The organism is [Scytonema hofmanni] UTEX 2349 (assembly GCF_000582685.1).
GTDB lineage: Bacteria > Cyanobacteriota > Cyanobacteriia > Cyanobacteriales > Nostocaceae > Hassallia > Hassallia hofmanni.
Genome location: NZ_KK073766.1, coordinates 169327 through 191656 on the forward strand (window position 1 = coordinate 169327; position 22330 = coordinate 191656).

A 22330-nucleotide genomic window follows, 5' to 3' on the forward strand; every position below is an offset into this window, starting at 1 on the left:
TACCCGGTACCGCCCAATCTAGCGTAGCGTTCCCCAGTTGCGTCACTTACCCCCCCCTGAACGGATACGATTTTATCAGGGAAATACCCGATAGAAAAACTCTCCATTACTCGCAAAATTCGTATTGGGGAAAAAGAACTTCTTAAATTAGGAAAACCTGGAGATGTAGTAATTTACTATTACGGAATCAGAGGTATTACTAATATCAGCACTAATGAGAGCTATTCACGTCAATACTATCTTGACCTTATCGAAAAAAGGCGAGAAGAAATCCTCAAAATAGCCGATCCTGAAATACTAGAAAATAATAAACGTCAGTTATCTCTTTTCTAGATGAATAAACTTGATATTTAATCAAAGCGCTTAAACTAATAAATATCAAGTCTTTTTTCAATTCATGAATTCTCAACAGTTTGTAAATCATAAAAAATATTTGCAAGTAAATCAGGCTTTGTAAAAAGTGATTTTGATGCGTTCACATAAACCGAAAATATGCCGTAAAAAATCAGATTATCAAACCCAGTATCAGTCAAAAGCTCACTGGTTAATTTATTTAATTGATTGAGGGATTGGTGGAGATATTATTCTTAAATTGGAAAAGTAACTAATGAAAAATAAATCCTCATATCGCAAGCCCAGGCTTAATAAAAAACAAAGGGCTTGGGTGAACTCATTCCTTGCATCTCATCCTAATGCCAGAGTTAGAAATATCTATGAATTAGATGGCGATCGCGTTGTTGAAATTGAGTGGTGGGAAAATACAAACCGAATAATATTAGACCCAAAAACCTATATTCAAGGAATTATCAGCTACAAAATGCGGGTCAAACTCAGGAAATTTGGCGATGCGAGAAAAACAGCCGAGTTCTCGTACCGAATCACCCCGCCAAAAAAACGAAGTGCATTATGGCACTTAACAGGTCAACTTTCTCTAGAACTTCCCCAGTGTTACGCAGTTACAGAACCAAACAACCCAGTTATCGTTAAACCAAAAAGGAGGAATGCTAAAACCAAGAAAGTTAAAAAATTAATTCAGCATACTCTTCCTCTATCAGGAATTAGTGCCCAACTTCATACTATGAATATCGAAGATGGTGGTGTTCCTTTATCAGAACAAGAACTATTACTAGAAAGCGTATCACACCTAAATCTAGATAGTGCTAAAGAGACTAAACTTCCAGGAGCTATAGTCAAAATTCTTTCCAAGAAAAAAGCTAGCCTAAAGGAATGGGAAACAGCTATTGCGCTATATGAGGTAACTGGTTCTAGTGGAGTAATAGAGTATCTCCAACAATTGGATTCTTGGCGAAAATATTTGGGTACTCAACCAGTAAAAAACACTGTTGAGAAAGTCTCAAATCATAAGTCAGTACAGCCAGTACAAAATGAAGTGTAAGTATTTGCTGATCGCTATATTTTGCTAGCGGCTATATAACAAACACTAAGGATATAGAAAGAGTTAACACTAACTCTTCTTTTTTTAAACCACCGCTTACGACTAACGCCTGATCAATAAATGTTTATCTAATCTATCATGACTGTATATCTATACTACGGCGAAGATAGCTACTCACTCAATCAAAAAATTGATTATTTAGTGAATCAAAATGTTCATGCGGAATGGAGAGCTTTCAATTACGTTAAGCTATCTGGAAATGAGAAAAATATTGCTGCCAAAGTCTTTACTGAGGTTATGACCTTACCCTTTGGAGAAGGTAACAAAATTATTCATACAGGCAGCGATTCTCTAATTGGAAGCTTATCAAATGAAGATAATAACCAAGAACTTGAAAATCACCTTTCCCGAATACCTTCAAGCAACATTCTACTAATTACTGGTAATAAAAAGCCAGATTCGCGCAGGACAGTAGTAAAAACTATCCTAAAATATGCCCAACAAGAAGAGTTTCGCCTCGTCCCTAGTTGGGATAAAAAGGGGATAGTTAACTTGATAGGAAAATATGCAGCCATCCATCAAGTTAAACTCACTCCAGATGTCACCGATTACCTAGCTGAAGCAATTGGCAATAACGCTGCACGAGCCAATAGCGAATTCGCTAAACTTGCTGTTTATGCAAGTGGAAAAATAATCTCTATTGAGGAAGTAAAACAGCTCGTTGGTAATTATAATACTGACTACCTAAAGCTTACTATTGCGATGTTAAGAAACCATCCAAGTTTAGCAATAGTGCAGGTATCTAAACTACTAGATAATAATGAACACCCGCTCAAAATAGTAGCAACACTTACCTCTATTTTCCGCACTTGGTTAATAACTAAAGCTGGGGTAGAAACTAAATTATCTGATACGAAGATTGCAGAAATAGCCGAACTGAAAAACCCCAAAAGATTGTATTACCTCAAAGAGGAAGTCAAGTTTGTAGGCGTTCAAAAGCTTAAACACAGCCTTACTTTACTTGTACAACTCGAAGCCGAACTCAAAAGCGGAGTTGACAACCTAACCAGTCGAATTGCTGAAATTTCTACGATATGAAAAACAACCCATTTACAGAAATCACCGGACAGCATACCGCCAAACTTCTCCTGACTGAAGCAATCGAACAGAATAAAATTGCTCCTGCATACCTATTTAGCAGTCAAGTTGAGGGAGTAGGGAAAGGAAAAACTGCTCTGGCGATCGCAACTGAGATCGCAGGAGAAAATAACCATCTAGACATCTTACAAATCAAACCAACCCATCTCGAAAACGCCTCCCAGCAGAAAGGTATACCTGCTATTCGAGTAGAACAGGTGCGCGAGGTAATTGAATTTCTATCAACTAGTGCAGTCAAGGCCAAGCAAAAGGTGGTCATTATCCACGAAGCAGATACGCTCAACCCTACCGCCGCCAACAAACTTCTCAAGACGCTGGAAGAACCGAAAACTGGAACATTTATCCTGATCTCGTCCTATCCTCAAAAGCTATTACCCACTATCAAGAGTAGGTGTCAAATCATACCTTTCCAAAGGTTAACTGATGAGGAGATTATCTCTGTTCTCAAAAACCAACAAATCGAGGTAACAGAAAAAATACTAGCTATCAGTTCAGGTAGTCCTGGTCAAGCGATCGCCAACATCACAATGTTAGCTTCCATCTCAAAAGAAATCACAAGTCAACTAGAAGTGCCTCCTGACGATATTCTCAACGCACTCAGTTTGAGTAACTCCATCTCAAGCTGGAATCACGAGACACAATTATGGCTGCTTACCTACCTGCAACACGACTGGTGGCAGAAATTAAAAAACACTCAATTGCTAGCTAAATTTACCCAAGCAAGGAAGCAATTGCTGCATCACGTTACTCCTAGAAGCGTTTGGGATAACCTACTTCTGCCATAGCAAAACACACCCATTATCAAAAAGCACTGCCAGTTAGAACTATTTCTAGCTGGCAGTATTTATTTACACAGAAAGAATATGAACCAGCAGCAAAGCTTATTCGATGTCGAAGAAACCATTCGTAACAGCAAAAGCCAAAAAGCTAGCGAAATTCTTACTCCTAGCACTAGAAAGATACTTCAGCTACTAACCAGCCAAGGAATTAACAAAGCTGTAACAGCCAGTCTACTTGATCTAGCAGGAGCAAGTCGTGAAATTGTTCAATACATCGTCGGGCCAATTGTGACTCAGCAAAACGGCTGGCAACAGTCAATTCCATCCTGGGTAGGAAAAGCGATCGCAGTCGATAGATTAGATGCAGCGCTAGAAGAGATAGACAAGGGAGAAGTAGGTAAACTCGCCTCTAGCAGCGAAGTTGTTGCACTTATGATGCCAATTGCTTTTGAAGTGCCGCTTTCATCTGAATGGACAGATGTTTACCTCTGGGCAAGTCATGATGCCCTCGTCAGGCACAGACCTTTTGAGAATTTCAAATACGATAAACTGTGGGAGAAGATTGGTACAACTCCGGTTTCGTATGACAAAATCCGCTCTGATTATGAAACCCTGGCTGCTGATATTCGTTCTCGTGTAGTCAAACACGCTGTGAAAGAAGGGTGGGGTAAAAGGTCGTCAAATAAGAACAAACACCTTGTTAAAGCAACTACAACTGAAAGTAATATTCAGATGGAGCAATTATCACTGTTCTCATAACTAATTTTCAGTACTTTTTTCAACACTCTTTTCAAAGTCCTTCCTCTCCTTCTCTGTGAGAGGAGGTAGTTCTTCTTTATAATAAAAATTACCTAATTTCTGACACTGATTGAAATAAATTCGTCTTGCTGAATCACTCGCCCTCAAGTCCTGACGTAAAAGTAATTTAAACGATTTTTCACGCTCTTTCAATTCCTTCACTGCCACAAGCATTTCTTGTGATACAGCAGGATTTTCATAAGTAGAAGAAAGTTCCTCACTTGATGAATAAACCTTTAGTTTATTGCCAGCAGGTTGAGTTAGAAGTCGCTGAGTATTATACGAACGCCACAGACCCAATTTCTCGCGCCGTAATGACTCAATTTCAACCTCACCAACTCGGTCTGGAGTACTACGCCGCACGTAGACAAAACAACCTTTATCAGCTGCTATAGTCAAACTCACTTTCACACCATTACCATCAAAATAGAACAAGTCAATTAAGTCGTTCTCTGCATTAACTTCTCCAAGCTTCTCTTTATTCGATAAATCAGGCAACGCTTCTGGATTTAGCGATGGCGTAGCATTATTAACATTAGCTGGGGATAATGATGGCGTAGGTGAAGAATTCGATTCTATAGCCGAGACTTTATCTTCTTTTTCTGGAGATGAACATCCAATTAGTAAGAGTAACAATCCTATAAATAAGTATTTATTCATAAGTAAAAATTTATATTTGTAAACTAACAATAAAATATTAATTATTACTTCCCACTCAACCGACCTGTTTGATAAAAATCACGCAGGCTAGGGAAAGCTTTTTCTAAAAGCCAGTTGCGCCCAACTTCTGATTCAGGAATATTTGAAGCAGCCATGTAATAACCACTTCTGTAAGCAGCTACACCCAAACAAGCTTGTAAGCTGGATATCGCCCGTGAAGAAGCTGGAATAGCCATCAAATCTTGCAGATGACTGGGATGATAATTTTGCCCTACCAGCATGAAATAAACCAAAGTATGAACCAACCGTGATAAAACAACTGTTCGGTCTTGCCAACGTTCTAAATGAGACTCGATACAGAAGTAATCAGGTAAATCAGCCGTCTGAGATTCATTATCAAGGAATAAATCGCTCTGGCTTTCGATAAAACTGGAATCCAGACCTATAAACTGTTTCAGAAAAACAAGCGTTTTCCCCCAACGTTCATGTCCCTCAGTTTCAGCAGAAAACGCACCTTCTGAATACTGCGAACCGTACTTCTGTTGGAGTTGGGCAACAGCCTCTTGATTGATATCACCCTGCCAATCAGATTCAGTAAAAAACTCTTTTAAAATCTCTTGTAAATAGATGGGTGAAAACTCATTAACATCTGGAGATTCATCATCAAAATCGTCTTCATAAGTATTAATAATAAATCTATCTAAGTCGATTTCTAGCTCTTGCTTTCTATTAACTGGCAGTACAGCACTTCCCGGTGTCATGAGGTACAAGAACCCCACCCCCAACCCCCTCCCCGCAAGCGATGAGGGGGCTATTATGTACCTCATAACAAAGGAATCTGCTGTAATGATTTAGCGTCTTCTAACGATAGAGGAAAATCTAAATAAGGATGGCCTTTGGCTAAGTAAGAATCACCTAAATCTGCTAAACTTTCAAGCGCGATAGTCCGGGCAAAATACTTATCTTGTGGATGCACGCATATTCGGTCTAGTTCCTTATCTACTAGCATCATGGTAATTGCGAGTAGGGCAAACCATGACGCATCGTGCAAACAAGTCGGTAAATCAGCAATTAAATCTACTAACTTTAGTTCTAGGATTTCTCCCCAAACGCCTATCCTAGTTATATTTGAAACATCACAAAAATGCTCTACATCTTCTCCAACAGATGTTTCTCCTAACCAGGTAAGATTTTCTACCTGCAAAAAAGATGAGTAGTCAGAAGTCAGCTGGTTTTGGCTATCCTCATCCGACTGTATCCACATCAAAGCCAAAAGCATCAGCTTACAAATACTTACTCGCTTCAGGAGAAGATATTCAGGCATAAGTCATTACTTATAATTTTTAGATACAGACCATATTAATTGCGATACCACCATAGCACAGGGTAACTTGTGGTTCCCTAGTAAAAACCACAATTTTACGATAAACAAGGACAAAAAATAACTCATAAGTATGAATAAAAAAGAATGTGGTTTAAATAAAACAACTCGTCAAAATAATAAATCCTGAAAGAACTAATGCTGACGCACCAATAAGAGAAATATATAAATCCTCGCGTTATGAACTATATCAACAAAGTCATGCTGGTTGGCAGATGCGGACAAGAACCAGAACTCAAATATTTCGAGTCTGGCGCAGTTAAGGCTTCAATATCTATTGCAGTAAGACCACCCTACAGAAGTGAACAAGCCCTTTGGTTTGATTTAGTCGCCTGGGGAAATCAAGCAGAAGTGATTGGAAATTACGTTCGTAAAGGAACCCAAATTGCAATTACTGGCGAGTTTGGATTTGATCGTTGGGCAGATAAAAATTCTGGCACTATGCGGCAAAAACCCGTAATTACAATCAACGCTATTGAATTGTTAGGTTCACCCCGTAAGGAAGAATCTACATCCACTTCTGCACCAAACGAAACACAGACTGTAGCTAACGCAAATTTTTAGGAAATTACAAATCGCCTATGACTATAAATCGTAGGCGATAAACCATCTAATCAATCTACAAATAAAACGAACATGATTCATAATACTGCAACTATCAATCTTAAGTCAGTGAACACTACCCACGACAAAGAAGGTTCCTTGATTGCCTTTGGGATCGCCGAATTCTACTACCGTTCCAAGGAGGGAGTAGTTGCTGACGAAATGCCATTCCGTTCCAAGGGCGCACCTGCCGTCGTTATTAACGAACAGGGGGAAGGCGTACACGGCACAGCAGAAGGATATCTCGATTTGCTAGTTGATAATAGGGGTGATTACAAAGAAAAGATTGCCACATTCGTAATCAGAAACTTTATGTCAGCACAACCCATCAACGAACTCACCCAGGTTAGTAAAACCCCTCACTCGCCTGAAACTCCCGATTTTGCCAAAGAACTACTCGAAGATAACGTTACTTCGACAGATGAAGACCTAGATCAAGAACCTCCGTTCTAGACCCAATTAACTAAATAATGCTAGTACATACAGGGTTACTTGTTAGTACTGGCATTATTTTTTTATAGAAATCCAGAATAAAAATCTACTGTTTGGTAGAATCGCTGACATCAACTCATCTTATATAGTACATAAATACTGAAATACTTACACTAGAGCTAAATTCAAAACTTTTTTAACATAATTACCCCACGAGTTGGGAATTACCGTTGCCAACTTCATCTGACGGTTATAATTCAAAATCAAGACTGAATGTTTCGCCATCAGGATCTTCTAGTTTTTGGTCTGTAGATGGCTGGGGAATTGGCTGTTGGAGCCTGTTTTCGTTAGTAGTAAGCGGCGTGAAAGCTACTTGTTGTGTGGCTAATCCAGCCTTTATGAAAACAAAATAGCAATCAATAATAAAATAAAGCGTCTCCAAGTAACTTTTACCTAGTTGTTGGGATTCTGCAAATATGCGTTCTCGGTAGTTTTCTTTGAGCCGAATTTTTACCGGAGCTAAGTCTTGTTTATCTGTCATTGTTATAACTTTACTTCCCAGATATGTTTGGTGAATTCTTGCTCGTAATGGTTTTTGCCATTTCTAGAAGCCCAAAAACATTAGCTTCTACCGGATTATCCAGAATTTTGAAACCGTTCTTCTCTAAGAGCTTCTTAAATCCTGGTAACAGACACCCTCCACCAATCGCCCAAATTTCATCCCCTTGGTGCTTGGCATCAAGTGTCAGATTCACCACTTTCTTCAAGTATTTTTCATACCAATCTTTCAAACAAGCACTGTATATATCTTTGATATCGATGTCACGGCTGTACTTGGTATGTCCCATTTCCAGACAAAATCGAATCTTGGATGCATCCCCAATTTTTCCCCCATTTAGATGTTTCATTTTTTGGGAAATATCATCAATGAGAACTTCTACACCAATGGGGTAGGCGGTGTGAACTTCTCGTTTTCCCTGGTTGTAACGAGAATACAGAGTCGTGCCATTGCCAAAATCTAAAATGGTTAGTTTTTTGGGTAGTTGATGCCCAAATAATGCACCCATCCCCTCTAGTACTATTTTCAGCACTTCTACTTTCACCTCTGATTGTTTACCAGCAAGTATTGGCTGATATTCTCCACTGAGTACTTTTTGCAATTCGTCAGCCAGACCAACATCATGTAAGCTGACGACTAATTTTAAGTGCCAAGCCTTACGGTGTGGCAGATGTGCCAATGCACCGAACAAAGTCAACAACGCATTATTGACTTTGTTTTCATTGTTATCCGTGTTCCGGTCAAAATGATAACCTGTACGGAAAGCTGATTCCCCGACAGTGTAAGCAGTACCGTTAAAAACTACTCGTCCGGGTACATCTTCCATGTCGGCTGTGGAAATATAGCTGGGGACACGAACAACTTCAAAGCCATCGACTAAAAGTTTTAGGCTTCCGTAACCGTTATCAAAGCCAGCAGGAAAAATTTTTTGCAAGGCGTGAATGTTTGACATAGGGATCAAATCAATACGTTTTGATTTGTGAAAGTTATCTGTTTAGATTATCTAGGGGAGCAGGAAAGCAGGGGAGAGAAGAATAACTTGCTATGAGTCTTTCTCTAGAACTCTGCCCCTTCCCTCTCTAACCTCAAGAGCTTATCATACCCTTTGGGGGCTAAGTGGGGTACAAAATATCAAATAGCTAAATGTACCCTATAAAGCCCCCATATAGCCCCCATGTAGGTGTCAAATCCTCATCGAAGTCCTAATCTATTTTTGGGGTACACATAGCCCCCATATAGCCCCCATCAGAATTTTTGAAATCTTTTCTATGAACGTAGTAGAAATTAACTTACAAAAAAATAGAGAAGAAGGAATAGAAAACTTTAGTTGTGGTATAAAGCCTACTTAAAAAAATATTTATTTCGAGACGCATAGCGCGAAATACAAAGCGCAGAGGCGGAGTGTCTCCGCCTCTGCTCATTGCTTAAATCCCACGTTTCAAAACGTGGGTTCCCTACACCCTCTGAAATGGTTGACTGTTTGATTTATACTCTTCTGTCAATATCTTTGTTATTAAATTAGCTTCCCGCCACGCAAGATGCCTAGCCAAGCTTTGATACAGTTGGAATCTACCTACGAGAAATTGGTCGCTTTCCGAGGCTATTGCCAGAGTAAAAGATTGTCTACACAAGACTTGTAAGGTCAATGCAAAACTTGATAAGCAAAACAATTCTCAAGTGCAACGACTAGAGCGTTCCCCAACTAGGGCTGAACTAGCTACCGAGGTAAATAAAACAGAAGCACAGTTAACCCAAATCCAAAAGCTTGGTCAACTGGCTAAACAAAAAATGATCCCCGCCAACCTCCGGTTAGTGGTTGCGGTAGCTAAAAAACGTCGCTGAAGTAACCTGGAATTTCTGGATTTGATTGAAGAGGGAGCAATAGGTTTGCTTTCATCCTGTGGAGAAGTTTGACCCCAATCGGGAATATTAGGACGTGAGCAAGACCAAATTAAAGATTATTTAGTTTTTTGAAAACTACTTATGTCCAAGCAGAAGGAATCGCTGTTGTAGAAAGCACTTCTTCCGTACTCAGTCTAATAGCAGTTTGCTCCTAGTTGGGGCACTTAACCTTAATTTGGATGATTGAAGTCCCTCCATTATATTCTCCAACTATAGGCTCACCCGTAAACTCACAAAGTATCCTCTCTTGGCAGTGTCACCACTCAAATATAATTCGGCTCACTGCTTTGTCGCAGTCTAGAAATCTCACATGCTGAAACCGTTCGGCTGATAATTCTGGTTTGACTCTGCGGGATTCAGGCGAAAGCCATTTGGGTAGTTTAGATAAGCACTTATAGATTACATGGACATCTGCGATTCAGTGAACTAAGTCGGACGAGATAGTATTAGTCCAACTTTTTCCGAATCTCTTTTGCCTTAGCTTCTAATACAGCCAATAAATCTCTCAGGTGATCTTGCTGGATATCTTCGATCTTAGTTGCTGAGACATCTCGAATTAGAGAACTGATTTGGGGACTTGGTTTAGGTTTTGTTTCAGGAGCATGTTCAGCAATAGTTTGGGCAACTAGAAAACGAGTTTGAGCGACTGTTAGCCTTTCTTGCAAAACTTGTGATGTAGCATCTTGTCGGATTTTAAGAGCTTTAGTTTCCTCAATTTTTAAATTTTTAGAATTTAGTTTTTGGAGTGACCGGGCATGGTTTGCACCAAGTCCTGATTGTCTAATCGCAATTTTTAAGTCTTCTGAAAGCCGTAAGCAAGGAAAGACATTTGCATCTACTGATGCTGGATTTTGTTGAAAACGTAGTAACAACAGAAGAATACTTTGTTCTATTTCGTCTAAATTAAATTCTTTAATGCCTTCTGACTGCTCTTTTCTAGTTAAAATAACCAATTCAGTTAACTGGGGCAACAGTTTTTTTGCGTTTAATCTAGCTATTGCTCTCCTAAGTGCTCTAACTACTTCTTCCTGTTCAAATTCCAAAGCTAACTTAGCCTGTTGAATCAAACCTTCGGCTAAATCTAGCTCATTCAAGCTTTCTCGGTGAAGACTAGTTAATAAAGTGCGTGCGTGTAATTCCTCTTCAGAAAGAACTTTCTGAAGCATCACTGCATCTAGTGTTTCAATTTCTGGCTGTAACTCTTCTGCAACTGATCTCCATCTTCGTTCTCCATCAAAAATGAGATTTCCCGGTAGTAAAATAATCGGCTGTTGTTGCCCTTCCTCTCTGATTGAAACAGCCATACTCCGAATACTATCCGAAGTAAATGTTTGCCTTGCTTGTTTGGGATTGGGTCTTACTTCACTGTAGTGAATTTTAAAAATCCCAGATGCTTTCAAATGTTCTCGTAGGTCTTCAATAGTTTGATTGAGAACTGTACGTTCTTCTTCAGCAAGCTTTCCCTGTGCTTGTTCATCTTTTAATCTTGTAATCTCTGCCTGTAAATCTTCTACTCGTTCTTCAAGCTCAAATACCTGTTGAGAATCAGCAGCAGAAGCAAACATTCCAAGTACACTCGGTTTGTTCAATTTTGTCATCGATCAACCTCTTATTAGCTTAAGTTCTTGAACTAGTGCATCAACAATTGGCATAAAATCTCCTCTTGCCTCTTTGCCGGGTCTGTAAATTCCCAGAGGTAGCCCTCTACCAGAAGCATTAAGAATATCAGCTGATTCTCGAATTGGGCTAAAATACTGAATTCCCAAATTCTTACAGACTAGGGGAAGTTCCTCAACAATACTTCTATGCGCTCCCCAATCACTTTTCCAACGAGTAGGAACTATACCTAATATTTTCGGAGTCGGTTTCAATCTCAGCCGCTTGCAGTTGAAATAGTACCACTCAATCATCGCCGCAGCACTTTGAGAAGCCTTGTATTCAGGTTGAATGGGAATTAACACGTGGCTAGAAGCTGCAAGAGCAGTCAGTGGTAAAGGCTCCAATGTTGCAGGACAATCGATAATTACAAAATCGTGAGATAAGGGGTAATCACTCAACCGATCTGCAAGAGTATAAGCTCCACGCAGATCCTTTGAAACTTCCCGAATTGTTTCGTGTAATTGTTTTCCGCCTTTACAAACTTGAATTTTGTCAATCTTACCTTGCCAAGCTGTAACTAAAGGCCAGTTCCCATTGAAGTCTGGATGGTAAACATTAGCCATTGTTCCCTGAGTTTTAAATTCTCCTAATCCGCAAAATAATGTCAATGATTCGTTAGGATCGATGTCTAATAGTGCCACTGAATAGCCACGAACACCCAATTCATACGCAAGATTGTATGAAATAGTACTTTTTGCCACTCCTCCAGCGTTTGTTTCAATCGAAAGGGTCAAATTGGCAGGCATAATTTTTTCTCTTTTTTGATTACTATATTTTCGACTCCCAGTCATGAGATAACGTTATATCAGTTTGGTGGAATAATTTTGAGATAATGTTATATCATTTTTCTAATTTCTCTAACAAAGATTGCTATCAAAACAGATGTTTACTGCAAGTAATCATCGACCTAGTTACACAGATTGCCTAGCCTGGAATTTTACATCAAAAGAAATATACACCGTCAAAGTATTCACTCAGCACTTGCTCAATCAAACAGTTCCGTAGGAAAGCATTATTGCCTTTGTGCAAGCTGGTTATTGAGTATAAAAATCAACAGCATAATTCTAGTGTGATTTCAACCTTTAAAGCTGTGTCAACCAGCAGCTATTAATGCAACTTTTTTGAGCTTATTGAGAAGAAAAACCTTCTGTTGACATAATATAACCACCCTGCCATGAAGATTCTACGCTGAACAACAGTCTTTGTTCAAAGTGTACTCGATTGAAGCGGGATAACAATATTCTCTATCTACCTGATGTCATTATAGAAAGGGGCGCTGCCAACAAGCGAGTATTTTCAATCCCCCTAGAACTAGCTATTCTCACCTAACCACGAGTAATCGGTTCATTCTTGCAGTGGTTATTGAGAAGTTACTTGACATCCTCCCACCGCTATACCGGGAGTACCTGATATAACGGGGGATTCCAAAGATCACTCTTTGGGTTTCCTCTTTCCACGACCCGACTTACTTGGAGGGATTTCTCCACCCATGCAGAGGTCGATGTCTCCAGAGGCGATTAACGTTCCTGTGTGCCCCACAGTACGGAGTCCAATCTCAAGTATGTTCCGCGCCGCGTTCCAGTCCCGGTCAAGGGTTAGCCCACAACGAGGACAAACATGAGTTCTAGTGCTAAGAGATTTTTTAACAACTTCACGACAGTTAGAACAATTCTGGCTAGTGAAATGGGGCGGGACTGCAACAGTTACCACGCCAAACACTTTACCGAAATATTCAACCCATTCACGAAACAGCGACCACGATGCATCACTAATCGACTTAGCAATCGCGTGATTCTTGACCATATTCCGCACCATCAAATCTTCATACGCCACGAGGTCGTTAGACTTCACTACGCACTTTGCTGTTTTTACAGCAAAGTCTTTACGCTGGCGACTTACTTTGAGGTGTTTACGAGCAAGTTTATTTCTAAACTTGACTCTGTTGTTGGAACCTTTTTTGGACTTAGACAAACGACGTTGCAACCGCTTCAAAGACTTTTCCGATTTGCGAAGATGTCTAGGGTTAGCAACTGTTTCCCCGTTACTATCTGTATAGAAGTGGTTCAATCCCACATCAATACCAATAGTTTTACCAGTTGGTTCTCGTTTTTCAATGCGTTCTTGAGCAATACAAAACTGGGCGTAGTACCCATCGGCACGACGCACAACCCGCACCCTCTTAAACTGTTTAAGTTGGTAGAAGTGCAGGTCACGGGTTCCCCAGAGCTTGAAGGTTCCTGCCTTAAATCCGTCACTAAAAGTGATATACCTGCGGTCTTCGGAGAGTCGCCAGCCACAGGTTTTGTACTCAACAGAACCATGCGTTTGCTCTTTCTTAAACTTTGGAAAACCCTTCTTTCCAGGCTTACTTTTCTTGCAATTATCAAAGAACTGAGCAATTGCAGACCACGCTCTTTCTGCACTGGCTTGACGAGCCATCGAGTTCAGCTTGGATACCCAAGGGAACTCAGTGTTAGCAGCAAGGACAGCACAGAACTTACTCAAATCATATCGCCCAATTCCTCTATTTTCTATCCAGTATCTAAGGCAGCTATTACGAACGAAACGAGCAGTTCTAATTGCTTCATCAAGCTTTCGGTACTGCTCGTTAAGTCCTTCAAGTTTTGCCTCAAATACTAACATATTTACGTCAATATAGCTGACGTAAATTATTTCATAGATTTGCGAAAAACTCAACTATTTCCTTTTCTCACTGACCCTCGGTCAGTTATGGTCGGGAACGTCTCGTTTTTCGTCCTCGATTGATGAGGCAGCGCGTTGGGCGGCTCCGCCGACTTGAAGCGACTGCCGTCTCGCCGCCAAATCACAGATTATGGCGGGAGCCTTCTCTCCGATTTACGTAAAAAGCATCCCAGAAGTGTAGTTGCAGTCCTTGTAACTACACTACTTTTTCTGAGCTAATCAAACATTCTCGTTCACGGCAATAAAGGTACTAGGTCGCTCACAAGGCGTAAAATTATACTTAGGTTTAATTTCTTCATCTGTACTACCTTCAGAGGATTTAGTTAGCAGTACAACCTCAGAGCGGGTATAACCAGTCAACTCATCAAACTGAATAATCATATATTGGTAGAGCGCCCAGACATCCGCCATCCGATTGCCAATACCGGAAGATATCTCATCAGGTATAAAAATATTACCGTGCCAAGATACCTTAATCCCCTCTTTCTGGAAGTAAGCGTCTATTTCTGGACGAATGTAATCCGCAGTCCCTCCGCAAAACACCAGTTCTTCAATATCCTCATCCATTTTCGAGCGTAACCACCTGACGATCGCACGCCAATATTCGTCTCTAGCAAGTAATAAAGCCTTAGACATCGACTCTCCATCGAGTTGAATTTCATCACCTTTGCGCTTGCGCGAGAGTTTCTGCATCACTTGGGAGTCACAACTAACTCCAGCTTCTACCAATACCTGGATAATATTGGGGTTATCAGAGCTTAGTCCCGATATCTTGGAAGTAAAATTATTCACCAGCCAAGACATACCAAAACTGCTGGTTATTCCCGCACCAATTGAACCACTCCGAAAGGTGAAAATACTCGCATTGCGATAACCAAGCATCACATACATAGAAGCAGGCATATTATTGCCAAGCGATCGCCTACGGTGAAAAAATATCCCACTACCCTCAGAAGCTGCATCATAACGAAGCATTTTCACCCGCATCTTACCTGCTGGTGTATCAAATCCTCGAAACGCATCCTTTAACCGAACTTGTAACTGTTCCTTGTCTTGCACTTCACCGGGCGGTAGCAGAATGCTCAAGTAAGCTGCAACATCATTACCTAAATTCAGCTTTTCCTTAGCCAGCCAAAATGCACCACAAATTTTAGGGACTGCTAGTTCGTACTTTAGCTCCTTCAGCTGCGATATACCCCCAAATCGACGACGGGCAAGCTCTCCCAAGGCGCAATACTCATCGCCTATTCCTACCCAAGCGCGAGAAGAAGGACTACCTTCTTGTTGGACGCTCTCAACTGAGGCTTTAGCAACATCCGCTACTTCTGAGTCTAAAAGTAAAACAACAGGCTTTCCTTCTGGATACTCCTGAACGATAGCTTTGGTTTTACTTGCACCCATGTCAATCGTAATTACTATCTTTTTTACGTCTGTTTTATCCCTAGTTTTGGGCATATCTTTATCTTTATTAACTTTTACTATCGTTCCTAATTTAACCGAAATGGGAAAAATACTGTGGTTCAAAACACTTTCTTTACAGGGTTTAACAGCTTTTTTACATACAAAGTGCGTAGAGTAAAAACTATTACGGTGATGTTCTTCGATGGCGCAACTGATAATGAACAGAGCATCCGTACTGAACTCCCTCCATTGAGTAGAGAGTCCACTGCAAAGTGCCAGCAAGCAATTTCAAATTACCAAAAGGCTAACTGAAGTACCTCCATAGCACTAAGACTAAATCAAAACCGTAAATTCTAAGTACATTAAGGTATGAAACATTGCTTTAATACACGCTGATCAAAACACCTCCTAAATCATGACTAAATTACCCCAATCACACCCTAATTCTGTATCAACTAAAAGTTGAATTATTAAACAAAATTAGCCTTTTGCCTGTAATTCAAACAATGCGATTCTCATCATCACACCCCGTATTACCTCAACCGTCCCCGCAATTACCCCAGTAAAAAGTATCGCAATTTGCAGTCTTGTACGATAACAAGGTATGTCACATGGGGTCAATTACATATTTGCTTTGCTGTCAAATTTTTGATTGTAGCTTTTACAGATGAGATATATGAAATGATTATTCTAGGCGATCGCACCTCTAAAAATAGAATGCGATCGCCTTTCCAGTTCCGTCAAATTCCAGAATTTTTTTCACAACAGTACCTTCTGCTGATTGGAGGAGCCAGCTTAATGGCAACAATCGAACAGTCAGCCAACGGAGCAACATTTGCTCAAAGTGCCCTCTCAGTTCTGATTGATGCGAATATAGAAAATTGACATCGTCACTTACATGAAAGAAATTAGGTAGGCTAAAAACCTTTGCCTGATTCGTGGGCGAACCTTCGGTTCAATGCTCTATTCCAACAAGTGGCTTGTACTACAAGTTATACTCTCCCAACAGTTAGCTGCGCTCAGTCGAGAAGTGAAAAGCATCTCTTGGGAACAGCGCCCATTACGCGATGCCTGCGGCGGGCGTAGCTCATCGCACTCCAAGAGATATTGCCCACAACGACCAACACGATAAGGGCAGGGACTTAAGCTAGTATCACAAGCGAAGGCAGAGAGTACACTTTTTTTCCAACACGTAACACCCATATCCTAATAATCCGTTCATGCTAGATGAAATCCTGCATCAACTTCTATTTCTGCCTTAGCAATTGGGTCATCCTCGTCATCATTAAAAAATCCATCATCTTCAGAATCTTGTTCCAAAATATTGGATCTGGCTGGTTCTGAAATAACAGGTAACAAGTCAGGACTTGGCCCAGTGGAATCAAAAAAAGAAACGGAAGGGGGAACCAAATTAGCTGAAATAGGAGCTATTTCTACGCCATTAGTTCCAATTGTTGGTTCTAAGTCAATTGCACCTTGTGAGAAAACTCCACTATGAGGATTAACAAGAACTACCTGGGGCAACCCCTCCATCCCAAACGTCCGTTTCATCTTTACTATCTGAACTTCAAGTTGCGCGATCGCATCATGGAGGGCTGACTGCAATTCAACACCAGATACCCCCGCAGCAGATAGCGCAAACGGTAGGTAATACGCCCGCAGAGCCTCACATACTAACTCAGTTTGCCCTCGCTTCTTTGACTGGAGATAGCTAATTACTATACCGTCCTCCGTATCTTTATTCCGCATGATTCGTGCCAATTCAACAGAATCAACAGGCTTACTCGTTCTTGCCATACCCTTACTTCTATATAATCTGCAAACCAAGCTTTTCAGTAAGCTATTTGTCAATACTCTTACTTTAACCACACTGTAGGAGAACTTACCCCCGTATTTACTCCTAACTACCCCAATTCACACACTAATTACCCCAATCAATTGAAAATCAGGTCTAATTTTTTAAATAAAAATATGTTGTTAACTGATAAATAAACTCTCACAATTCCCATGATTGAGGTGTTTTGAGGGCAAATTAACCCAACTATTTTAGCATTACTTCAAACATCAATCGTCTTGGAACAAAACTCTACAACCCTCTCTGCCTAAGAATTTGCATCAGTCCCGTTCCACAGTAAACTATTGCTGTTGTCGCACAAACCAGAACTAAAACAAGGTATGTTCAATGGGGTTATTTTATTCTTATATTATTCGCAATAAATTAGATTAATTGACAATATATTCAATACAATTGTTTATCATGTAGTTATAATAAATACTACTTCCGTTTTTATTTACTTTTTGATGACTAAGGTATGGTAAATGACCCCGTAAAGCGAACTAAATCCATCAAGGTATACCTCTTTGAGGAAGAGAAAACTACCATTGAGGAAAAAGCGATCGCCACAGGGGTAACTGCATCTGAGTATTTACGTTCCTGTGGATTAAGGCGGGTACTAACGGCAAAACCGTCTGCCGACTTGATAACTATCCGCGCTACTGCTGGAAACCTTAAAAGCGAACTGATGATGTTATCTCACTTAGCGAAAAAAACAAACAACCAGCAAATTTTGGATACTGTCAATAATGCGATCGCATTTGTAGATCAGACCATCGCAGCTGCATTTAACATAGACGTTCCAGATAAATCACCCTCAAGCCAAGATAAATAAGGCATTGTAGGTTCTACAGCCCCCACTTTCAACTGTCTCAATTTGATTCCCGTCATCTATAAAAAACCCAATTTTCTCGACACGCTCAAGTATGTCTTGGGGAAAGATGATGCTGCGATTGTCGATACTAATATGATGGGAACAAACCCCGATGAATTCAACCAGCAGTTTCTCAACATCAAGTACACCAAAAAAGCAGTTAAACGGCAGTGTGCCCACCTCATTATCTCGATAGCACACCGCCACAACTACCACGAGCATTTATCGGACAGGCAATACAGCTATGTAGCAAGAGAATATCTCAAGGATATGGGATACTTGCCCAAGGAAGAATCATCTGTAGCAGCTACGAGTCAGTTCGTTGCAGTACGCCACCACGATCGCGACCACGAACACCTGCACATAATTGCTTCCCGAATTCGGTTAGATGGCAGTTTAGTTAATGATTCCTATGATTATTTCAACTCCCAAGTCTCAACTAGACGCATCGCGGCGGAACTAGGATTAGAAGTAACTCCGACAACAAATGAAGCCGTCGCCTCTAAGTTAGAGCAAGAGTACGGGATAATTACACTCAGCAGCCCCAATCGATCAAAAAGCATCAGAGCAGTCAACAGTAAGCACAAAACCCCAACAAGTAAGGACATTATTCGCCAAGCAATAGGAGAAGCCATTAAGGATAGTCCCACCGTCTCTACGTTCATTGAACGCCTGGAGGAAAACAACATTGGGGTATTGCCTAAGATGCGGGGAGAGGAACTACTAGGCTTTACCTACATCCACAATGATGTAAAAATCGCTGGTTATCAAGTATACAAACCTTATAGCTGGAACAAACTGCGGTCTGAATATGGAATAATATACGACCCAGATAAAGATAAAGAAGTAATTCAACAAGCTCAAGCGAAAGCAATTAACCGCATAAACTACAACTATACAAGTAATAATGATTACTGGTATAGTGATCAACCCACTAGTAGTAGTACAAGTGATAGCAATGGCGATACCGATAGTAACTCCAAAATATTTACTAGCACAAAAGTACTAAATAGTAATTATGCAGATCAAATTTCGACAATACAACCAAAATTAGAAGATAAACCCACGTTGGAAGCAAATAAGGTTAAGAAAAAAGTACAGCCGTATCTCAAGGAACAGCACCCACAACAGGATATTTCAGAAGAAAACCGTTTATCCACTACTCAACAAATCCTGCAAGAGCAATCTTCCCCTACTTCCTCTTTTCATAACCTTCTCCCTTCTAAGCTCAAACATCTGCCTTCTACAATCACTGACTATATGCTTGTTACCAATAATTTCCGTATTAAGGGACGGGAGTTGAGCGCTAGCTTAGATGGCAATATTCTGACTGTTTACCGTCATGGGGATAATACTCCTGTGATGCAAACCTGCTATAGTCAGGGAAACTGGTACGAAGAGATACCAACTCGACTAACAACAAACGAAATCGAGCAGATTGAAAGCTTGCGTATTTTTACCCAACAAGCGTTAATGAATAAATCGCAAGCGCAAAGAGGCATTGAGCAATAGTAAATCTGTTGGTAGAGAAAACTTAATCCACAGTGCCTCTGTGACTGTGGGTAGATACAAAGTCGTTGGAAATTACTATCGTCGTCTTTACGAAGTGTTCAAATTTGAATACTTCGTAGAAACGATGTCTTGCTCAGGTGCAAAAATCCTAATATCGTTTATCTCGCCGATAACTCCATAGGAAATAACTCCTCCTTGTTTTAGCTATATAAAAATTATATTTGATACCAAAAATGCACCAATTTATCGTGTGTTATGGGAGGAATGTTCTGACACTGTTGAAAACCAGAGTGCAATAGTTATTGGGGCAAGGCATCTAATGTGGAGTTTACTGTTGAGTTGAAGAGCGTGGTTGCTTGACGGATTATGCGGGGATCGTTTACTTGACGGAGCGAGCAACCAGCTTGCTCGAACTTGTATCGAGTTTGAGCTGATGCGTCTGGATCAGGAGCTGCATAAACCACATGTCGTGTACCTGCCTGAATCAAGTTAGTTGTACAGTCCCCCATATGTTCGCCCGGTCCTCCGGGAGTGCGTTTTCCACATGGCTCTACTGTTGTATATATGATGTCGTCCGGAAGAACTGGGATAGCAGAGAGTTCGATCTGACGCAGAAGTACATATTCGGAATGCTTGCCATCGTTACAACTGATTCCTTCAGCCATAATGTTTCCTTGTCGTACCAAGCACGAACTCACCACTCCGCCCGTGTCGTCGGATTGATCCGCAATGGTGAATAGATGTTCAAATATCTCTTTCTCTGTCATAAGAACCACTCTCTAGTTGGGATGCTCTCATACATTATCGCTGTGGAAATATCTACGGTTATCGCAGAGTTAAAAGTAGCCACTAAAGGATAGCCATAGCACGTCTCGAAAATATCCTTCTACCCGATACCCCTGCTCTGTAGGGGAGCAACGCGATTTGGTGAGGTGGGGCAAAAAAGGTGCGATCGCTAAAAATCTTCTTCAGTACAAATTAACTATTGACTACCCATTAATCAGTATTAGTACTTATTATGAGTTGCATAAGATTTTAATATGTGAAGATAATCTTTTTTTTTGTACCAAAAAAAAAGGTAGGATTCCCTTTGGAGTAAAGGTTTTGATATTTAATCAAAACAAAAACAGAGAATGCCTACGATGAAATATTCTACCTTCGATTTAAGCAAATCATTAGAACACTTTCAAGAAAAAGTTACGAAACTTTTAGAATTAACAAATATCCCAGAATTTGATGGACAAGCTTTAAAAGTACGTGAAGGAAAAATTCGGGAATCTGCGTTAATTCTAGCGGGAGAATGCATTGCTTTATTACTTCATAATCTGTCTAAATCTCAAGATTTTTTAGATAAAGCAATGCAGCAGACACAAGGTTGGTGGCATGATAAAACACAAAAACACGGTTATAAACAGCGACAAGTATTAACAGTCGGTAATGTCGAAGTTACCTTAAAATTACCATATGTAGTTGAACGACAAAATCAACCAAATAAAGATAAAACATCTTTGCACGAAGGATTTTTTCCATTCTTACAATATTTAGGAATGTCTGAGGGTTTAACTCCTATTGTTTTATCAACGGTTGCCCAATATGGTGCAATTGCTGGTTCGTTTGAAGCTGCACGTACAACACTAATTGATTGGGGAATAAATATTAGTTTAAAACGAATAGAACGTCTAACATATTATTTTGGTCAATTAGGATTAGATTTACGTAATAACAAGTTGAATGATTTAAAATATGGTAATTTACTTACCTTAAATACTCTTAAAGACCAACGTGTTGTAATTGCTGTAGACGGTGGGCGTACACGTATCCGGATTAATAAAAAAGGGAGACGTAAGATAAAAACTAATCGTAGAGGCTTTACAGCAGAGTGGATTGAGCCAAAGTTATTAACTATTTATGTAGTGAATGAACAAGGTAAAAAAATCAAAACTGGAGATATTCCTATTACCAATGATGGAACATATGAAGGGTATGAAGGATTTTTACAAATACTATAAATGTACTTGATTCATTTAGGGATTAGTCAGGCGAAGCAAGTCTTATTAATTGCTGACGGGGCTGAATGGATTTGGAAACATATTCCACCTTTATTAAAAAAGTTAGCCTGCTCAACTGAAACGTATCAACTATTAGATTTTTATCATGCAGCAGAGCATTTACAAAACTTTGCCGATGCTGCTTTTAGCACAAATAATGAGCGTCAAGAGTGGTTTAAAAAGGCTCGGACAAGCTTAAAGAAAGGTCATGCCTTAGATTTAATCAGAAATATGGACGAGTTTATATTATCTGCTACTGGAGAACGCTGTAAAACTTTAGTACGAGAACGAAATTATATTTTAAAAGCTTACCGCCGCCGGCTTTTAAAATATAACGAAGTGGCGTTTCAAAAACTTCCTCTTGGCAGTGGTGCAGTTGAAAGTTTAATTCGTCAAGTCGTTAACTTACGGATGAAAGGAAACGGTAAATTTTGGTTAAAAAATAATGCTGAAATTATGTTACATCTTCGCTGCCAATGGATAGCTGGAAGCTGGAATAATTTTTGTGATTCTATCTTAAATTCATTGATTAAGCCGAAAGCAGCTTAAAATATTTTATACCTTGATACAGGTTTTAATCGATTTGTTGCTGCAATTAATACCAAGTAATCAAGCTCTGTTGGAGATTTTT

Annotated in this window: 21 protein-coding genes and 2 pseudogenes; 12 read left to right on the forward strand and 11 right to left on the reverse strand. The window is 40.0% G+C overall.

The window, feature by feature from the left end; translation table 11 throughout:
- Positions 1-664 precede the first annotated feature (664 nt).
- From TOL9009_RS0104740 to TOL9009_RS0104755, 4 genes are all read left to right on the forward strand, one after another.
- Positions 665-1396: a hypothetical protein gene (locus tag TOL9009_RS0104740; protein ID WP_260675842.1), complete on the forward strand. Its 732-nt coding sequence runs from the start codon at positions 665-667 to the stop codon at positions 1394-1396.
- Between the two features lie 138 nt (positions 1397-1534).
- Positions 1535-2494 (forward strand): DNA polymerase III subunit delta, encoded by a 960-nt coding sequence (gene holA / locus TOL9009_RS0104745; protein WP_029631529.1) that lies wholly within the window; start codon positions 1535-1537, stop codon positions 2492-2494.
- Positions 2491-3339, forward strand: a complete 849-nt coding sequence (locus tag TOL9009_RS0104750) for an AAA family ATPase (RefSeq protein WP_029631531.1) — start codon at positions 2491-2493, stop codon at positions 3337-3339. Before holA ends, TOL9009_RS0104750 begins: the two co-directional genes overlap by 4 nt.
- Before the next feature lie 78 nt (positions 3340-3417).
- Positions 3418-4092 (forward strand): hypothetical protein, encoded by a 675-nt coding sequence (locus tag TOL9009_RS0104755; RefSeq protein ID WP_029631533.1) that lies wholly within the window; start codon positions 3418-3420, stop codon positions 4090-4092.
- Here the strand turns inward: TOL9009_RS0104755 and TOL9009_RS0104760 are convergent, their stop codons facing one another.
- The 3 genes from TOL9009_RS0104760 to TOL9009_RS38130 all read right to left on the reverse strand — a co-directional run bounded on the left by TOL9009_RS0104760 (position 4093) and on the right by TOL9009_RS38130 (position 6115).
- A complete protein-coding gene (locus TOL9009_RS0104760) occupies positions 4093-4791 on the reverse strand; it encodes a hypothetical protein (RefSeq protein ID WP_029631535.1) in 699 nt (232 codons plus the stop codon).
- A gap of 44 nt (positions 4792-4835) precedes the next feature.
- Complete coding sequence (locus tag TOL9009_RS42030; protein ID WP_242055706.1) at positions 4836-5552, reverse strand: hypothetical protein; 717 nt, start codon at positions 5550-5552, stop codon at positions 4836-4838.
- A gap of 62 nt (positions 5553-5614) precedes the next feature.
- On the reverse strand, positions 5615-6115 hold the full coding sequence (locus tag TOL9009_RS38130) for a hypothetical protein (RefSeq protein WP_242055705.1): 501 nt from the start codon (positions 6113-6115) through the stop codon (positions 5615-5617).
- A gap of 237 nt (positions 6116-6352) precedes the next feature.
- Between TOL9009_RS38130 and ssb the strand changes: the two genes are divergently transcribed.
- Both ssb and TOL9009_RS0104775 read left to right on the forward strand, forming a co-directional pair.
- Positions 6353-6736, forward strand: a complete 384-nt coding sequence (ssb, locus tag TOL9009_RS0104770; RefSeq protein ID WP_029631537.1) for a single-stranded DNA-binding protein — start codon at positions 6353-6355, stop codon at positions 6734-6736.
- A gap of 72 nt (positions 6737-6808) precedes the next feature.
- Positions 6809-7228 carry a hypothetical protein gene (locus tag TOL9009_RS0104775; RefSeq protein WP_029631539.1) on the forward strand — a complete coding sequence of 140 codons (420 nt, stop codon included), beginning with the start codon at positions 6809-6811 and terminating at the stop codon, positions 7226-7228.
- Positions 7229-7457: 229 nt separating this feature from the next.
- On the opposite strand, the gene TOL9009_RS0104780 is transcribed toward TOL9009_RS0104775, so the two are convergent.
- On the reverse strand, positions 7458-7748 hold the full coding sequence (locus TOL9009_RS0104780) for a hypothetical protein (RefSeq protein WP_029631541.1): 291 nt from the start codon (positions 7746-7748) through the stop codon (positions 7458-7460).
- 10 nt (positions 7749-7758) lie between these two features.
- Complete coding sequence (locus tag TOL9009_RS0104785; protein ID WP_029631543.1) at positions 7759-8718, reverse strand: ParM/StbA family protein; 960 nt, start codon at positions 8716-8718, stop codon at positions 7759-7761.
- A 603-nt stretch (positions 8719-9321) separates the two neighbouring features.
- On the opposite strand from TOL9009_RS0104785, the pseudogene TOL9009_RS50315 reads away from it, so the two are divergent.
- Positions 9322-9381, forward strand: a pseudogene (locus TOL9009_RS50315) (sigma-70 factor domain-containing protein); the annotation flags it as partial.
- Positions 9382-9443: 62 nt separating this feature from the next.
- Positions 9444-9608 carry a hypothetical protein gene (locus TOL9009_RS46890; protein ID WP_186227481.1) on the forward strand — a complete coding sequence of 55 codons (165 nt, stop codon included), beginning with the start codon at positions 9444-9446 and terminating at the stop codon, positions 9606-9608.
- A 506-nt stretch (positions 9609-10114) separates the two neighbouring features.
- Here the strand turns inward: TOL9009_RS46890 and TOL9009_RS38140 are convergent.
- The 4 genes from TOL9009_RS38140 to TOL9009_RS0104810 all read right to left on the reverse strand — a co-directional run bounded on the left by TOL9009_RS38140 (position 10115) and on the right by TOL9009_RS0104810 (position 15485).
- A complete protein-coding gene (locus TOL9009_RS38140) occupies positions 10115-11266 on the reverse strand; it encodes a ParB/RepB/Spo0J family partition protein (RefSeq protein WP_051502799.1) in 1152 nt (383 codons plus the stop codon).
- A 3-nt stretch (positions 11267-11269) separates the two neighbouring features.
- The gene (locus tag TOL9009_RS0104800; RefSeq protein WP_029631545.1) at positions 11270-12073 is read right to left on the reverse strand and encodes a ParA family protein; all 804 of its coding nucleotides are present in this window, start codon (positions 12071-12073) and stop codon (positions 11270-11272) included.
- A gap of 685 nt (positions 12074-12758) precedes the next feature.
- Complete coding sequence (locus TOL9009_RS0104805; protein ID WP_029631547.1) at positions 12759-13970, reverse strand: RNA-guided endonuclease InsQ/TnpB family protein; 1212 nt, start codon at positions 13968-13970, stop codon at positions 12759-12761.
- Positions 13971-14249: 279 nt separating this feature from the next.
- Entirely contained in the window at positions 14250-15485 is a 1236-nt protein-coding gene (locus TOL9009_RS0104810) for a ParM/StbA family protein (RefSeq protein WP_029631548.1), read from the reverse strand.
- Between the two features lie 594 nt (positions 15486-16079).
- Between TOL9009_RS0104810 and TOL9009_RS49990 the strand changes: the two genes are divergently transcribed.
- The gene (locus TOL9009_RS49990) at positions 16080-16316 is read left to right on the forward strand and encodes a hypothetical protein (RefSeq protein WP_029631550.1); all 237 of its coding nucleotides are present in this window, start codon (positions 16080-16082) and stop codon (positions 16314-16316) included.
- A gap of 333 nt (positions 16317-16649) precedes the next feature.
- Here the strand turns inward: TOL9009_RS49990 and TOL9009_RS0104820 are convergent, their stop codons facing one another.
- Complete coding sequence (locus TOL9009_RS0104820; RefSeq protein ID WP_029631552.1) at positions 16650-17228, reverse strand: hypothetical protein; 579 nt, start codon at positions 17226-17228, stop codon at positions 16650-16652.
- Between the two features lie 515 nt (positions 17229-17743).
- Here TOL9009_RS0104820 and TOL9009_RS0104825 point away from each other — a divergent pair.
- Entirely contained in the window at positions 17744-18100 is a 357-nt protein-coding gene (locus TOL9009_RS0104825) for a plasmid mobilization protein (RefSeq protein ID WP_029631554.1), read from the forward strand.
- Positions 18101-18142: 42 nt separating this feature from the next.
- On the forward strand, positions 18143-19651 hold the full coding sequence (locus tag TOL9009_RS0104830) for a relaxase/mobilization nuclease domain-containing protein (protein WP_260675843.1): 1509 nt from the start codon (positions 18143-18145) through the stop codon (positions 19649-19651).
- A 299-nt stretch (positions 19652-19950) separates the two neighbouring features.
- Here the strand turns inward: TOL9009_RS0104830 and TOL9009_RS0104835 are convergent, their stop codons facing one another.
- Entirely contained in the window at positions 19951-20418 is a 468-nt protein-coding gene (locus TOL9009_RS0104835) for a cytidine/deoxycytidylate deaminase family protein (RefSeq protein ID WP_072022093.1), read from the reverse strand.
- A 366-nt stretch (positions 20419-20784) separates the two neighbouring features.
- Between TOL9009_RS0104835 and TOL9009_RS44320 the strand changes: the two are divergent.
- Positions 20785-22248 (forward strand): annotated as a pseudogene (locus tag TOL9009_RS44320) (ISLre2 family transposase).
- Positions 22249-22330: the final 82 nt, after the last annotated feature.